Annotated in this window: 11 protein-coding genes and 1 pseudogene; 9 read left to right on the plus strand and 3 right to left on the minus strand. The window is 44.8% G+C overall.

What is annotated here, in order from left to right:
* Positions 1-80 precede the first annotated feature (80 nt).
* Positions 81-389, minus strand: a pseudogene (locus RIB93_RS16180) (precorrin-3B C(17)-methyltransferase); the annotation flags it as partial.
* A 295-nt stretch (positions 390-684) separates the two neighbouring features.
* On the opposite strand from RIB93_RS16180, the gene RIB93_RS16185 reads away from it, so the two are divergent.
* Entirely contained in the window at positions 685-1,467 is a 783-nt protein-coding gene (locus RIB93_RS16185; protein ID WP_446373761.1) for a DUF5131 family protein, read from the plus strand.
* Here the strand turns inward: RIB93_RS16185 and RIB93_RS16190 are convergent.
* Positions 1,448-2,575: a three-Cys-motif partner protein TcmP gene (locus tag RIB93_RS16190; protein ID WP_446373762.1), complete on the minus strand. Its 1,128-nt coding sequence runs from the start codon at positions 2,573-2,575 to the stop codon at positions 1,448-1,450. The genes RIB93_RS16185 and RIB93_RS16190 overlap by 20 nt on opposite strands.
* A gap of 99 nt (positions 2,576-2,674) precedes the next feature.
* Positions 2,675-3,637: an ABC transporter ATP-binding protein gene (locus RIB93_RS16195; RefSeq protein ID WP_446373763.1), complete on the minus strand. Its 963-nt coding sequence runs from the start codon at positions 3,635-3,637 to the stop codon at positions 2,675-2,677.
* A gap of 124 nt (positions 3,638-3,761) precedes the next feature.
* On the opposite strand from RIB93_RS16195, the gene RIB93_RS16200 reads away from it, so the two are divergent.
* The 8 genes from RIB93_RS16200 (at position 3,762) to RIB93_RS16235 (ending at position 15,782) form a co-directional block, all read left to right on the plus strand.
* Positions 3,762-5,351 (plus strand): lipid-A-disaccharide synthase, encoded by a 1,590-nt coding sequence (locus RIB93_RS16200; RefSeq protein ID WP_446373764.1) that lies wholly within the window; start codon positions 3,762-3,764, stop codon positions 5,349-5,351.
* Between the two features lie 136 nt (positions 5,352-5,487).
* Positions 5,488-6,036: an Npun_F5560 family protein gene (locus RIB93_RS16205; protein WP_446373765.1), complete on the plus strand. Its 549-nt coding sequence runs from the start codon at positions 5,488-5,490 to the stop codon at positions 6,034-6,036.
* A gap of 148 nt (positions 6,037-6,184) precedes the next feature.
* Positions 6,185-6,736 carry a baeRF3 domain-containing protein gene (locus tag RIB93_RS16210; protein WP_446373772.1) on the plus strand — a complete coding sequence of 184 codons (552 nt, stop codon included), beginning with the start codon at positions 6,185-6,187 and terminating at the stop codon, positions 6,734-6,736.
* Between the two features lie 188 nt (positions 6,737-6,924).
* The gene (gene mraY / locus RIB93_RS16215) at positions 6,925-8,046 is read left to right on the plus strand and encodes a phospho-N-acetylmuramoyl-pentapeptide-transferase (protein WP_446373773.1); all 1,122 of its coding nucleotides are present in this window, start codon (positions 6,925-6,927) and stop codon (positions 8,044-8,046) included.
* Between the two features lie 566 nt (positions 8,047-8,612).
* Entirely contained in the window at positions 8,613-10,535 is a 1,923-nt protein-coding gene (gene dnaK / locus RIB93_RS16220) for a molecular chaperone DnaK (RefSeq protein WP_446373766.1), read from the plus strand.
* Positions 10,536-10,780: 245 nt separating this feature from the next.
* Positions 10,781-11,209, plus strand: a complete 429-nt coding sequence (locus RIB93_RS16225) for an EVE domain-containing protein (protein WP_446373767.1) — start codon at positions 10,781-10,783, stop codon at positions 11,207-11,209.
* Between the two features lie 176 nt (positions 11,210-11,385).
* Positions 11,386-15,246, plus strand: a complete 3,861-nt coding sequence (locus RIB93_RS16230) for an Eco57I restriction-modification methylase domain-containing protein (RefSeq protein ID WP_446373768.1) — start codon at positions 11,386-11,388, stop codon at positions 15,244-15,246.
* A gap of 56 nt (positions 15,247-15,302) precedes the next feature.
* Positions 15,303-15,782, plus strand: coding sequence for a type II toxin-antitoxin system VapC family toxin (locus RIB93_RS16235; RefSeq protein ID WP_446373769.1), 480 nt, complete (start codon positions 15,303-15,305; stop codon positions 15,780-15,782).
* Positions 15,783-16,384: the final 602 nt, after the last annotated feature.

Consider the following 16,384-nt stretch of genomic DNA (forward strand, 5'->3'; position numbering starts at 1 on the left):
GCCAACAGCTAACATCTTCCCCATCTGCCTCATCTTCCCCATCTCCCCATAACTTATTCAACAAACCCTAAGTACGCCCTTTCATCGACAACGACAACCGCCGGATCAGAGGATTTATCCGGTAAAAGTGGGGCAATCAGACGCACTACCGCCCCCGTTGCTAAACCAAAAATAAAAGCGCGATGCGTTTGCCAGAGTGAGGCGATATGGGATTTAAGAGAACCCGGATAGAACGATTCGGTGGAAACATCATTTCGTTCAGAGGGATGAAGCGACTCAGGAAACCACAACGTCGCCCCGGCTGTATGACACAGAGGCTGTAGGGTTTGGGCGGCGGTAGGCATTGTTGCGATCGCAGCTAGGGGGTGAAAGTCTGGAAATAGCCACATAGGTCTTTAGAATTTAAATTGAATCATAGCAGTTAATGATCAAAAAATAAATTTCAGCACCGCTTCAGCCAAATTTCAGGATAAAAAGACTGAAATTTAACGCACCATCTATGAAAGTTTTTATCGATTAATACCGCTACCTTACAGCAGTTTACAAACCTTTATTATAACGGGTGCAACTTATCAAATATTAACAGGCAAAAGTTAAATCACATAACTCTGGACAAGTTTACAATACATCGGTACTATAAATAAGCAAAGGAAAGACTATTAATGTTAGGGGTAGACTGAGAATATGGCTAGCACTCATACAGGTATCGAGTGGACAGACCGAACATGGAACCCCACAACTGGCTGCAACAAAGTTAGTCCAGGTTGTACCCATTGTTATGCAGAAGCACTAACTAAACGGTTTCATCAGAATTTTCCCAATGGATTTGATTTAACCCTGCATCGGGAACGCATAAAAGAACCCTTGCGTTGGCGCAAGCCAAGTCGCATTTTTGTTAACTCTATGAGTGATCTTTTTCACGAAGACGTGCCTATCGAATTTCTCAAAGACGTGTTTGATGTGATGGGTCAAACTCCGCAGCATATCTATCAAATTTTGACCAAACGACATGAACATTTAGTTGAATTAGCGTCTCAGTTAGAATGGCATAACAATATTTGGATGGGGGTATCGGTTGAAAATCAGGACTATGTTCATCGGGTTGATTCCCTGCGACAAGTTCCAGCAAATGTGCGTTTTCTCTCTTGTGAACCACTTCTCGGTGATTTACATCTTAATTTAACGGATATTCATTGGGTTATTGTGGGTGGCGAATCGGGAAATAGATATCGTCCGATGAAGTTAGAGTGGGCGCAAAGTATTCGTGATCAATGTCAGAGGTTTGATGTCGCATTTTTCTTTAAACAATGGGGAGGTAGAACACCAAAAGCTGGAGGAAGAGAACTGGATGGAAAAATTTGGGATGAGATGCCATTAGCTTGGAAACAACACCAACAGCAATGGGGAAAAGATATCCCACTATCTCGTCATCAGTCTACGAAACAACTTAAATTGGTGGAAAAGTAACTCGTACTGTATCGGCAAATGTGTTTTTCCGGCGCTTAGATGGTTCTGCTGTAATTTTGCCTTTAGCCTCTAGTTTTAGAAGAGCATCTTTGTAATTTTTCTTGATGTACCGTTTACCAATATGATGTCTTTGATAAACCTCTATCATCGTCATTGTTTGACCGGCAAACTCATCTAATAACATATCTGTAAGTTCATCCAGTGGACGTGAAAGTTCAAAAAGTAAAGGTTGGAAGTTTGTTGCCAGATTATACTCAAAAGATGGAACACCTTGTTCGGTTGTCGAACTTTCTTTTGCCATAATCTCTTTCATAATCTCATAACCTCTTACATGCTTACTGACAAAAATTAGATGATGGCTAGTACGGTTGCCATTTTCATGTCGAAAACGGAAAGGAAGCACATACTCTCCACCCATTTCTTTTAACGCTTCACAAATTTCTTCGACAATAGCGATTTCTTTGTTGGCTGGGTTTAGTAACTGCAATTTTTCTCGAAGTTCTGACGCACGTTCTTCGCCAAATAGAGCATTTATATGATTTTTTACGGCATCGTTACCTAGTCCCATATTAATCCGGTTGTAGTTAAAGAAAAATATACAGTCACACCCCCAATTCTTAACCACAGAATTAATCAGTTGTAATGACAATCCTTTATATCCCCAAGGATCGACAAAAAATAGAGTGGGAACCAATTTAACTTGTTCAAACCTCTGAACTATCTCTTCACCAATTTCATGGTTTATAACAATGGGTTTATTTTTTAGTTTATTGATATTGTGAATTGACTGAATGTTGTTCTGGAGTGACTGTGTATTATTTGCATCAGCATCATTAAAAAGCGTTATCAAGCGTTCTCTAAAATCTGGTTCTCGAATAGCAGTTTCCAGTACACGCAACGGTGTCGATTCGGAACCATCTTGATATCGACCAGGACCGGCAAACAAGTCAATATAAGCAAGTTTCAGCTTCTTTGACTTTTGCTTTTGTTCTTTTTGTTTCAAAAATCCAATGATAACTTTTGCCCATGCCCAAAAGTATTTCTCAACTATTCTGGCTTTAACGAGTGATTGTTCCTTTTGTTCATCAAAAAAAGACGACTTGTTCATAGTAATATCTTAAATTGGATAATTCCAAAAACTATGTAACACTATTTTTTTGCCTAGTGGGTATTTTCCGAAACCCCGAATAAGACAGATGACTGGCTATCAAGTTTGACCCATTTTAGCGGCTTTTTGAATCGTCTCTAAGGTTAATACACCAATTACCTTTCCTTCATCCATGACAGGTAATCTCTGAGTTCCTTTTTGTAAGAGGAGGGATAAAGCTTGACGCAAATTCTCGTGAGGCGCGATCGCACAATTGTCCTGATGCTGATAATCTGGAGAAACTGGCTGCATTGCTGCCTCTACTGGCTGTAAACTTAATTGACGCAACATATCATCGGCACCCATTAACTCCCGGACAAAATCATTAGCCGGGTGCGTCAAAATATTTAACGGCGTATCAAATTGGACAATTTCACCCTTTTGCAAAATCATAATCTTGTCCCCCAGACGCAGCGCTTCCTCCACATCATGGGAGACAAAAAGAATCGTTTTATGCAGTTGACGCTGAATTCGTAAGATTTCGTCTTGCAAAGATTGGCGGGTAATCGCATCAATGGCACCAAAAGGTTCATCCATTAGCATTAACTTCGGATCACCAGCCAACGCCCGCGCCACGCCAACACGCTGCTGCTGTCCTCCGGATAGCTGTGCCGGGTAACGATTCCGGTAAACTTGAGGGGGTAGTTCGACCAGCGTCAATAACTCATCAATGCGAGACTGGTATTTTGAGCGTGACCATCCCAGAAGCTTGGGAACAACGGCAATATTTTCCGCCACCGTCTGATGAGGAAATAAGCCAGACTGTTGAATCACGTAGCCAATTTGCTGACGCAGCGTCGTGACTTTCATTTTGCGGATATTAACCCCATCCAGATAAATCGCACCGGATGTGGGTTCATACAATCGATTGACCATCTTGAGAACTGTGGTTTTACCACATCCCGATGGACCTAAAATGACGACCAGTTGACCTGCTTCAATGTCGCAGGTTACACCATTTACCGCAGGTTGGGGCGTCCCGGGAAATTGGAGATGAACTTGATCAAAACGAATAGCACTCACTGATTTGGCTGATTTTTGCTAAAGTTGGCTAATTCTATTGTGGGATTGGAGTGACCAATGACAGATAAAAGGGTAATATTTCCTGACAAATGACCAATGACAAATGACAAATGACAAATGACCAATGACCAATGCTGACATTTTAATTCTCTCCAATGGTCCGGGTGAAGTCACCACCTGGGTACGTCCTGTAGTCAAAGCCTTGCGCCAGCAACTAAAATGCGATCGCACATTCGTCCGCATCTCGGTTATCCTGTCTCCTTGTCCCAATGCTACAGGCAAAGAAGCCCAGATTGTTCAATCCTACCCCGAAGTAGACCGAGTGCAAGGGGCAGAGCATTTCTTTCCCTTTTTACTTTGGGGGAAAACTGCCGAAAATTGGGACTGGCGCGATCGCGGCGTGGTGGTATTCTTAGGCGGCGATCAGTTTTTTCCGGTTGTGATTGGTTCTCGCTTAGGATATCGTACCGTTGTTTATGCCGAATGGGATGCCCGTTGGCATCGCTGGATTGATCGGTTCGGGGTGATGAAACCAGATATTATCGCCAAAGCCCCGAAAAAATATCGCCACAAGTTAACGGTAGTTGGAGATTTAATGGCAGATGTGGCTAGAGGGAGTAAGGGAGCAGAGGAGAAGGGGAAGCAGGGGAAGCAGGGGAAGCAGAGGGAGCTGGGGGAGCTGGGGGAGCAGGGGAAGCAGGGGAAGCAGAGGGAGCTAGGGGAGCAGGGGAAGCAGGGGGAGCTGGGGGAGCAGGGGAAGCAGAGGGAGTTAACACTTAACACTTCCCCAATTGAATGGATTGGTTTACTTCCAGGGTCAAAACCTGCCAAATTGATTCAGGGAGTACCATTAGGGTTAGCTATTGCTGAACACATTCACAACGTTAGACCTCAAACCCGTTTTGTGATTCCTGTTGCACCAACCTTAGATTTACCCACGCTAGCCCGTTTTGCTGATCCCCAAGAAAATCCCCTGATTCAGAAATTAGGATGGGGGGCGGCGAGATTGGTGATGCTAGATAGGGGAGATGAGGGCGGGTTGAGCAATATCCGGGTGACAACAAACGATAGTAGTCAAACCCGCCCCTACATTCAAAATCAGGTTTCCTTGAGCGAAGTCTCTACATTATTCAGGGCGGGTTTTGAACCCAAGCTATCATCAATCGCGAAACAAAATTCCCTAAACCCGCCCCTACACTCAAGACTCAAAATGGCGAGTGGTGTAACCGTAGAACTTATAACCGAATTTCCCGCCCATGAGATATTATCCCAATGCTGTCTGTGCTTAACCACAGTGGGAGCGAATACGGCTGAATTAGGTTCCCTCGGTGTACCCATGATCGTCTTATTACCCACTCAGCAACTGGATGCGATGCGGGCTTGGGATGGATTACCCGGATTGTTAGCCCGGTTACCCGGAGTAGGAACGAGCTTTGCCAAACTGATTAATTGGCTGATTCTGCAACAAAGACGCCTATTTGCGTGGCCCAATATTTGGGCAAAAGCGGAAATTGTCCCAGAAGTCGTGGGTCAACTGAAACCTCAGAATGTGGCACAATTGGTACTTGAGTATTTAGAGCATCCCGAAAAACTAGAAGACATGCGATCGCGCCTGCGGGCAGTCCGAGGTGAATCAGGTGCCGCCCAAAAGTTAGCGCAATTGGTGCAAGAGGAACTAACTAATCCCCAACCACCAATGACAAATGACAAATGACTATTTTGGAGTTAACGTGTCAAGCATAACCCTAGTAGTGATATCATCCTCCTACAGGGTAATCACATCACCGAGCGACGTTGCCCATCGTCTTCTGCTATTGGGAGTCCCTATTGTATTGGAGCTGTAAGCTATCGTGAACGCGACTGAAACCCCAACCCTACCAGCGCTGCAAACTGAAGTGTCTCGCCTTCGGGAAGAGTTACATCTGAGAGATCAGCTCGTGCAGCAACTCTCTCAAGAGCTATTTCGCTTGGTTAAAGGCAATGCGAACTTTAAACCGCCAGCCGAGGTTTCTGAGCGTCATCAAGCCCAAATGCGAGTCTTGCGCGAACAGTTGCAAGATGTGGAGCAGCAAGTCAGATTTTACCAAGAGCAGATTACAACTCGCGATCAAGAAATTTATCAGTTGCGCCAGTCTGTGCAAGAATTAACCGATCGCTCTCGCATGTTAGAGCAGGTGGTTCAGGAGCTACCCCAAATTTATCGCCAGAAGTTCGCTGAACGCATGGCACCGGTGAGAGAGAAGGTGAGCCACTTACAACGAGAGAATCGCCAACTTCATGCTGAGTTGCAAAGTGTCAGCTATCGGCTAGCGGTCAGGAATCGCAATATCACTCATGTTGACCTACCCAGTTTTGGGCGTCCGACGAATAGCCCAATTCCTACCTTTGGTAGCGTTTAGAAAGCTGTTAAGCATTTGGATTGGGTACTAGTAGCGAGCAAGATGCTCACACTACAAGGATGAGAGCCATTGTTGATATGCATCATAGCGGATCAGCATGGCTTTCCTATCGTAAGACAGATGTATTGAACCTACTATCTTCGTTGAAATTCAGATCATCCGTTTTTTCAGCCAAGTGAATCAAGGGATACAAGAGTTTCTACCAGATGAGACTGTCCCCCTAGTGGTAGCGGGTGTAGACTATCTCCTGCCAATTTATAAACGAGTGAATTCTTACCCCCATCTTTTGGACGAAGGCATTACAGGTAATCCAGAACTCTCCAAGCCAGAGGATCTCCATACCCAAGCTTGGGCAATCGTGCAGCCTAAGTTTCAACAAGCAGAGAAAGACGCAATTGACCGCTTCAGAGAATTTTCTGGAAATAATCAGGAACAAGCCTCTGCTGCCCTGAAAGAAGTAGTGCAGGCGGCTTATAATCAACGCATTGATTCGTTGTTTGTCGCCGTCAACCATCAGCAGTGGGGTAGCTTTGACCCACAGAGCAACACGGTGCAGCTACATGAGCAACACCAGGCTGGTGACCAAGATTTATTGGATTTAGCAGCCGTTTATACGGTTTTGAATGGTGGAACAGTTTTTGCTGTAGAGTCCGAGCGCGTACCCGCTCAATCATCGATCGCGGCAGTTTTCCGCTATTAAGTTGCTCTATAGTTAGCGATCGTGATGAATCATCCGGCAACAATAAGTAAATTTGCTTGAAGGATTGATTGCAAGTACCCTATTGATGTTACGATTCCCATCAGTGCCGTGGGTCACACGGGAATCGTCAAGACGCCATGCGTCTGATTGTGTGTGAGGAAGTTCGATAAAGGGATGTTTTGTCCGTGATAGACGCAAAATTAACTTCTGGGCGGTCGTTTAATTTAACGGGTTCCAGCCTCTTGACGTTACTAGCCGTTGGTTTGAGTCTGGGATCATTGATTCTAGATGGGTTGGGGGAACGCTCCCTGTTCGCCGGAGTCTCCATGACGTTGCCTCTGTTGATTTGTGCAGTGCTGACAGCGGCACTGGGATATTGGGTTGTCCCGTTTCTGCAAACGTTGAAAATGGGTCAGATTGTCCGGGAAGATGGACCCCAAACTCATTTACAAAAAGCTGGAACCCCTACCATGGGTGGGGTGTTTTTTGTACCTGTGGCGGTAATAGTTGCTCTAGTTTGGTCGGGATTGGCACTGGCAGGGCAAGAGTTTGTGAATGTTTTAGTTGTATCCGTTGTGACCCTGGCTTACGGGATGATTGGCGGGTTGGATGATTGGCAAATTATCCGCCGCCGTTCTAATAAAGGCATTTCCCCTCGCCTGAAATTGGCACTACAGATCAGCGTGGGGTTGATGTTTTGTATTTGGCTGGCAGCAAGTCAACCGATTAGTATTACCGCGATCGCACTCCCGTTTGGGATAGTCTTACCCTTAGGATTACTGTTTTGGCCCCTGGCGCTGTTTGTTCTGGCGGCTGAAAGTAATGCCACGAATCTTACCGATGGGGTGGATGGATTGGCTGGAGGAACCTGTGCGATCGCGCTTTTGGCACTGGCTGCGATCGTTGCCCCAACGTCACCGGGTTTAATGGTGTTCTGTGCCTGTCTCAGTGGCAGTTGTCTGGGGTTTGTTGTGCATAATCGCCACCCCGCCGCTGTGTTTATGGGAGATACCGGTTCCCTGGCTTTAGGTGGCGCTCTCGCGGCGGTAGGATTATTGAGTCAGAATCTTTGGTGTTTATTTGTTCTCAGTGGCATTTTCTGTTGGGAATCGATCTCGGTAATTGCCCAAGTTGCTTATTACAAAGCCACAAAAGATGAGGCTGGAGTCGGTAAACGGCTGTTTAAAATGTCACCGTTTCATAACCATTTGGAATTAAGCGGTTGGTCAGAAACCCAAATTGTCGGTGCGTTTTATTTGACAGGCGGGCTGTTAGCGTTGGTTTGTTTAGGATTGCAGTCGGGTTTTTGAGCGATCGTTCAGTCAATCTGTAACCAGGCTTTTAATCAGGGCGGGTTTTGTTGTTCAGTTATCGGTGAGCTAGGAGACAAAAATCATGGGATTACTTCTAAAATAACCTTATATAATAGCCCGATATATTGGTCAAAATCAAGTATTTAACCACTGATTCCTGGGTTGTGCTTAAGACTAACGTTTGCCAGTCTAGAAGGGGCACAGATGCCTTAATAGAGTAACAGACGGCAAACACAACTGATTCGTTACGGTTCGCCCCAAACCTTGATACCTTAGAGTTTCCTACATTAGACACAGCGAAAGAAATCAGCACGAAGTTCATGGTTGATGATTGGTAATTGGGATAGCGACTGGAACGAGCAATCACCAGATCGAACCGTCCCATCTCAGGTTCGGGAACCCCCCCTTCATGAGACAGGCTAACCGCGTTCAGTATAGAGGTTGGTAGCCGAACCAAGGATATTGAAGCTCACATTGGCTGCTGATTGAACTAGATTTTGGTTCAACAGTCACGCTCCCCGACTTCACCAGTATTTGTAGTTAAGCGAACTTGGAACACTCTTATGGCAAAAGTAGTTGGAATTGACTTAGGTACGACAAACTCCTGCGTAGCTGTCATGGAAGGGGGTAAACCCACCGTGATTGCTAACGCAGAAGGCGGACGTACAACCCCTTCAGTTGTGGCGTATGCCAAAAATGGCGATCGCCTGGTGGGTCAAATCGCCAAACGTCAGGCGGTGATGAACCCGGAAAATACGTTCTACTCGGTTAAACGCTTCATTGGACGTAGACATGGCGAAGTCACCAATGAAGCTACCGAAGTCTCTTATAAAGTCCTCAAAGTTGGCGATAACGTCAAACTGGATTGTCCCTCTCAAGGCAAACAGTTTGCACCAGAAGAGATTGCGGCTCAAGTGCTACGGAAGCTGGTCGATGACGCCAGTAAGTACCTGGGCGAAACCGTGACTCAAGCCGTGATTACGGTTCCGGCGTACTTCAACGACTCCCAGCGTCAAGCCACGAAAGACGCGGGTAAGATTGCTGGCGTTGAAGTCTTGCGGATTATTAACGAACCCACAGCGGCGTCTCTGGCGTATGGCTTAGACAAGAAGAGCAACGAAACAATTTTAGTCTTTGACCTTGGTGGTGGAACCTTTGACGTATCCATCCTGGAAGTCGGTGATGGTGTCTTTGAAGTATTATCCACCTCTGGTGACACTCACTTAGGTGGTGACGACTTCGATAAGAAAATAGTCGATTTCCTCGCCGCTGAATTCCAGAAATCCGAAGGGATTGATTTACGCAAAGACAAGCAAGCCCTGCAACGGTTAACGGAAGCGGCGGAGAAAGCCAAGATTGAACTCTCCAGCGTTACCCAAGCTGAAATCAACCTACCCTTTATCACCGCTACCCAGGAAGGTCCCAAGCACCTGGATATGACCTTGACTCGGGCGAAGTTTGAAGAACTCTGTGCAGATTTAATTGATCGGTCTCGCATTCCGGTTGAGAATGCGGTGCGTGATGCCAAAATCGATAAGAGTGCGATCGATGAGATTGTCTTAGTCGGGGGTTCCACCCGGATTCCAGCGGTAAAAGAGGTAGTTAAGCGGGTATTGGGTAAAGATCCCAACCAAACCGTGAACCCCGATGAAGTGGTTGCAATTGGTGCAGCGATTCAAGCGGGTGTCTTGGCGGGTGAAGTTAAAGACATTCTGCTCCTTGATGTTACCCCTCTATCCTTGGGTGTGGAAACCTTGGGCGGTGTGATGACCAAGATTATCCCCCGCAACACCACTATTCCTACTAAGAAGTCAGAAACCTTCTCCACGGCTGTGGATGGTCAAACCAACGTCGAAATCCACGTTCTCCAAGGTGAACGGGAAATGTCTGGCGATAACAAGAGTCTGGGGACTTTCCGTCTGGATGGGATTCCCCCTGCACCGCGCGGCGTTCCCCAAATTGAAGTTACTTTTGATATTGACGCCAATGGTATACTGAACGTTACCGCGAAGGATAAAGGTACGGGTAAAGAGCAATCGATTAGCATTACAGGCGCATCTACCCTACCCAGTGAAGACGTTGATCGCATGGTTCAGGAAGCCGAAACCAATGCAGCGGCGGACAAAGAGCGGCGTGAGAAAATCGATCGCAAGAACCAAGCCGATTCTCTGACGTATCAAGCCGAGAAGCAGATTAATGAGTTGGGTGATAAAGTCTCAGCAGAAGATAAGACGAAGGTTGAAGGCTTGATTAAGGATCTGCGTGAGGCGGTTTCTCAGGAAGATGATGAGAAGATTAAGACGCTGACCACAGAATTGCAACAAGCACTCTACAGCATTAGTGCTAACTTGTATCAACAAGCGGGGGGTCCAGAACCCGGTGCTGCTCCCGGTGGTGCGGGTGGACCTGAAGCTGGTGCGGCTCCCAGTGGTGAATCCGGTGGTGGTGATGATGTCATCGACGCTGAATTCTCGGAAACGAAATAGCCGGTTAGGATTAGAGGTTAGCCAGAGGCTAGCCTCTATTTTTAATCATTATAAGCGACGCCTTACAACTGGCGTCGCTTTATTTGTGAGGACTTATAGCATCTCGGCTGTTTACCGTTCGAGTTCCCTCCCCTTGCCAAGGGGAGGGTTAGGGAGGGGTAAAATCAAGGTATTGCAGAGTTTTGAGCTTAGGTTAGGCTTGATCAGGATGGGTTAGACAGGTATTTTTTGGAGCAGGAGAAGGAATGGCATACTGGCTTTTTCAAGGCAATCCCAAGTATTACCGGATTATTGATGCAATTCGCGATTTTGTGCAAATGCCCTGGTTGGTGACTCGCTACGCTAAGGATATGGCGGCGGGTGATGGGGTGTTGGTTTGGAAAGCCGGACAGGATGCGGGGATTTATGCGATCGCGGAAATTATTGAACCGCCTAAACTGTTGGATAAAGTCCCAGATATTGGCTATTGGATTGACAAGACTCGTTTGGGAAGCAAGCCGCAAGCGCGGATTCGGTTTACGACGAAACTGTTAGAGAAGCCTCTATTGCGGGACGCTTTAAAACAAGATGCGGTGTTGAAGGGTTTGGGGGTGATTCGCGTACCTAATGGGACGAATTATAAGGTGACGCCTGAAGAATGGCAGCGCGTTCATGAGTTGAGAGGTTGTTTGTGAACTTAGTTTTATGTAGAGTGGGCAAGGCGGCTCAACGATAGAATATACCCATCAAGCTTTATGACCCCTCCCCACTTACCGTTATTTTGGGTATCTTGACTCAGGTATGCCAGATATCAGTCTACTAAGTTACATTGAAAGAGGCAGTTTAAACAGCTTCCCTATCGATAATAATCATGCACCAACGGGAATTTCAGCAATCTATTCTAGATCTTCTTTCTTCGCTGCGGGGTTTAAACCCACTAAAGCAGTTATTTTGGTCTGAACTGAATTACGAGCGAGAAAATCAACCCCTGTCTCGGCGGGTGTGGACGGATACTGCCTCACAAGTCTTGGCAGAAGATCCAGTTTTGTTGGCGTCTGGAGGAAATGATTTTCACGTTATTTATGCACGGTTGCAGTCTCGACGATTACTAGTGGGTGATGAGCGTACCGTGGTTAATCAACTGTTGAACAATCATCCTTATGCCCTATTTGTTTTTTCTAACAATGAGCAAGATCAGTGGCATTTTATCAATGTCAAGCTAGTTGGTGACGAGGGACAATCAGACGATAACCGAAATCCTCAGAGAAGACGACTGTTTCGTAGAATTACAGTTGCTGAAACCGAAGGTCTCAGAACGGCTTCAGAAAGAATAGCCCTACTCGATTTAGAACAGATTCCTCAAGCTTATCCCTTAGATATTCAGCTTCTTCACGACCAAGCTTTTAATGTTGAAGCAGTTACTCAGCAATTCTTTGAAGAATATAAAGCTCTCTTTAGTATCCTTCAAGATGACCTAACCCGACAAACCCATGACAGTCATTGGGCGCACGATTATGCTTTGCAGTTCCTCAACCGATTAATGTTCCTTTATTTTATCCAGCGCAAAGGGTGGTTAGGGAACAATAGAGAATTTTTGCATAGGTTTTGGTCTACTTATCAAAACTCAAATCAACCGATTAACTCCTTTGTTAATCAGTGGTTAAATATTTTATTTTTTGATGCATTTAATAATCGTTTCCATGGAGGTCATCGTCACTTCCCCAATGAGATACAATCCATTCTACAACAAGCGCCTTACCTGAATGGAGGATTATTTCGCGAAAATGAACTTGATCGACAATATAGTTTTTCCATAACTGACAGACGTTTTGCCCAAGTTCTTATCTTTTTAGAACGATACAATTTCACGATTAACGAAGACACCCCACTGGATCAAGAAGTGGCTGTAGATCCAGACATGATCGGTAAAGTATATGAAAGTTTGGTGAATGTCTCCAATGAAGCTGATGAACGGGGAGATGCAGGCATTTTCTATACACCTCGTATTGAAATTGACTTGATGTGCCGACTGTCTTTGGTGGATTATTTGACTCATCACTTAGGGGTTAATTATAAAAACCTATTATATGAAGTCATATTAGCCTTAGAGTCAGAGGAAAAAGCTATAGCTGACCAAAAGTTAGCCGAGGCGAAGCTTTGGGATAAATTAGACAATCAATTGCGTCATTTTACTTTACTTGATCCAGCCTGTGGTTCTGGTGCATTTTTAGTCGGATTTCTCTCAGTATTAGATGATTTGCAACAACGGGTTAATCAACAGTTAAACCGAGAAGAATCAGCTTATGAGCGAAAAAAGCGTATTATTGGTCAGTCCCTTTACGGGGTAGATGTCATGGATTGGGCTTGCCGTATCGCTGAACTTAGGCTATGGTTGGCTTTGATTATAGATGCAGAAATTCCGGCTGAGGAACTATATATCAGACGTGAACCCCTACTACCCAACTTTACTTTTAAAGTTCGACCAGGAGACAGTTTAGTACAAGAAGTTGGTGGGATTGACTTTAGACAAATTCGGAGTTCTATCAGAATTGCACCAGCTATCAAAGGTCGTATTACTCGCCTGAAAACAGAAAAGCTGAAATTCTACAATAATGATCAAACCTGTGAATTCAACTCGGATCGAGACATTCGTCAAGAGGAACTTAGACTGTTCCGCGATATTTTAGATAACTGCCAACACAGGATTCAGGAACAAATTAAAAGCATTCACCGGAAACTTGAAGAACCAGAACATGAGCAAATTCCACTCCTAGAAGGTGTCAGTAAAGTTCAGTCTCGAAAACTGAAATCACAAATGGCTGAGTGGCAAAATCAGCTAAAATCACTCAACCAAGAATTATCTCAGATTAAACAAGCCCGTGCTGCTCTCAAACCTGATGCAACTGTACCTTTTGTTTGGGACATAGCGTTTGTCGAAATTTTTGAAGGAGAACAGAAGGGCTTTGATATTGTGATTGGTAATCCTCCCTATGTGCGTCAGGAAAATATTGCAAATCCTTTTTTAGACCGTGACGATATCACAACTGACAATAAAAAAGATTATAAAGCCAAGCTAGCTCGTTCCGTCTATCAGCTTTTTCCTAAATTATTTGGATATCAACCCCAAAAAGATATCAATCCATCGAAGCCGGAAAAGGCTGTTGCTCACAAGCTTGACTCAAAAAGCGACCTTTATATTTATTTTTATTTCCACGGTCTATCGCTTTTGAATTCTCAAGGCTCATTCTGCTTCATCACCTCGAATTCCTGGTTAGATGTGGACTATGGATCAGATCTACAGGAATTGTTACTCAGGCATTGTCATGTCAAAATGGTGTTAGAGAATGGAGCTAAAAAGTCGTTCGCTTCGGCTGACGTTAACACAGTTATTACTCTACTTTCTGCACCTAACGGAAATTCTGACTGGGGACTGAATCAAACCGCGAAGTTTGTTACTTTTTATGTGCCGTTTGATCAGGTTTTGTCACCTACAGTTTTCCAGTATATTGAAGCACAAAACCAGAGACAAACTACCCAGGAGTATCGAGTCTATCCGATAGAGCAAAGTGACTTACTTGAGGAGGGTTGGGAGTATCCAGAAAATACGGATGCAAAGCAAAAAGCTTCTTATGGCTTCAGTCTTGGGGAGTATGTGGGTAATAAGTGGGGAGGAAAATATCTACGCGCACCAGACATTTATTGGGTAATCATAGAAAGATGCCAAGATAAACTGGTGGAGTTAGGAAACATTTCTGATGTGCAGTTTGGTATTAAGACAGGAGCTAATAAGTTCTTTTACCTAGATGAATCAAGAATTCAAGAGTGGGAAATAGAAGCAGAGTTTCTCAAACCCGTTATCCTACGTCCTGCCGATATTGTAACGCCTGAGATTCAGCCAGAACATCTCAACGTTTTCTTACTCGTAGCTGACAAACCCCGAAATCAATTAAGAGGAACAAAAGTCGAGCAATACATTCGTTGGGGCGAAAGTCAAGGTTTTGATAAAACAACTACTTGTAAGGCTCGCGGACGTAAGCAGGGTGAATGGTATCGTCTCCAAGCGCGTGAGCCAGCTCCTCTGGTGCTACCTATCATTAACAAAATGCGACTGGTGCTAGGATTAAATGAATCAATGGCGCAGGTTGATAATAACTGCGTAGAAATTAGACCCCATGCTAAGGTAGATGTGCATCTCACAGCAGCTTTGATGCTTGGTACATTTAACTTCATTGAAAGACATACAGAAGGTCGAAGCTATGGGTGTATGCTGAAAGTGCAAACCTATGAAGCTAAACGTCTGCTCTTACAAGACCCCCGCAAAATAGCACCTGCTGACGCCAAGCGTTTACTTGATGCTTTTCAGAATATTCGTTCCCAGAAATTTCAATGGCTAATTCAGGAAATGGAAACGCCAGAACGCGAAGTGTTTGACCGCGCTTGGCTTTCAGTTCATGGTTTCCATTCTGATCAAGAACAAACAGCAGCACTTGAAGCAATCTACGCCGCCGTTCGTAACCTCTCAAATGAGATGAATGCACAAGAGAAGGATTGGGTAGGAAATCGACCAACAGTACGACAAGAGGGTAATCCACAAGATGTGATGAAAGGTAAGAGGGGAACTCGCTTAAGTCCAAAAGAAAAAAGTGAGCGACACGAAAGGCTTGAAGCCGCTAGACGTTTAAGTGGAATTTGGGCTGACTTACCGGAGGGATGGGAGGATGACGACCAATAATCATGACGGCTACTACCCGTGACCTTGCTCACCTACCATTAGGGACAAGGGTCTTTGTGGACACTATTATCTTTGATCTATACTTTCGGAGTAAATCTACCACCTGTACAGCATTTATTAACCGTATTGCTAAAAGAGAAGTTTACGCCTACGTGAATACCCAAATTCTTTCAGACCTCTTGCATAAACTGATGCTAGCCGAAGCCGTAAACAAGGGATATATTACACGTCGTAGCGCTTCTAAGTTAAAGAATAAGTTATCAAGTAACCGCTCAGTAGCCAGTAATTTAACAGATTATCAACAACAATTTGAAGATATTTTGGCGCTGGGTATTAAAGTCCTGCGGATTAGCCAAAAAACATTAGTTGAAACTAAACGAGAACGCACCCAGTATGGATTGATGACAGGTGATTCTCTGCATCTGGGGACAATGAATCGACATTCTACTCCCATCGATAATATAGTTACTCACGATAGTGACTTTGCTCATGTACCAAATTTAAATATCTGGACACCAATGGATGTAATTTCTTAACGAGAAGATAACGCCAACTCACGATATCACAACCGCAACCAAAAACTGGTAGTAGTAGCCGTAGTAGCCGTAGGGTGGGTGAGATGGTGCCTAATTAATGCAACAAACCAGTTTAATGAACGCGCCGTCGTAACCCACCAAGTTATCCGCTTTCTCACCACTCAAAAACAATGGAATGAAGCGCTTGATTTCTGCTGTGATTTCAGGTACTATTTCATCATGGGAAAATGTGCGCTCCTATAACCCCCTTTTCCCGAACATTGGCAGTCTCGACCATCAACTTCTAAGTCTCAGACTTCTTCTCCCTAAACTTACCCTTCAACCGCCATCGGGAGTGAGACGATGCTTAATTAATACAACAAACCATTGAATAAACGCGCCGTCGTAACTCACCGAGTTATCTGGCTTTCTCACCACTCAAAAAAAATCCCATGAAGCGCTTGATTTCTGCTGTGATTTCAGGTACTATTTCATCATGGGAAAATGTGCGCTCCTGTAACCCCCTATTCAAGAACATTAGCAGTCTCGACCATCAACTTCTAAGTCTCAGACTTCTTCTCCCTAAACTTACCCTTCAACCGCCATCGGGAGTGAGACGATGC

The organism is Coleofasciculus sp. D1-CHI-01, from assembly GCF_040218875.1.
GTDB lineage: Bacteria > Cyanobacteriota > Cyanobacteriia > Cyanobacteriales > Coleofasciculaceae > Coleofasciculus.

Coding starts and splice junctions, on each gene's coding strand:
- RIB93_RS16185 (WP_446373761.1), top strand. CDS start 685: ATGGCTAGCACTCATACAGGTATCGAGTGGACAGACCGAACATGGAAC.
- RIB93_RS16230 (WP_446373768.1), top strand. CDS start 11,386: ATGCACCAACGGGAATTTCAGCAATCTATTCTAGATCTTCTTTCTTCG.
- RIB93_RS16225 (WP_446373767.1), top strand. CDS start 10,781: ATGGCATACTGGCTTTTTCAAGGCAATCCCAAGTATTACCGGATTATT.
- RIB93_RS16200 (WP_446373764.1), top strand. CDS start 3,762: ATGACCAATGCTGACATTTTAATTCTCTCCAATGGTCCGGGTGAAGTC.
- RIB93_RS16190 (WP_446373762.1), bottom strand. CDS start 2,575: ATGAACAAGTCGTCTTTTTTTGATGAACAAAAGGAACAATCACTCGTT.
- dnaK (WP_446373766.1), top strand. CDS start 8,613: ATGGCAAAAGTAGTTGGAATTGACTTAGGTACGACAAACTCCTGCGTA.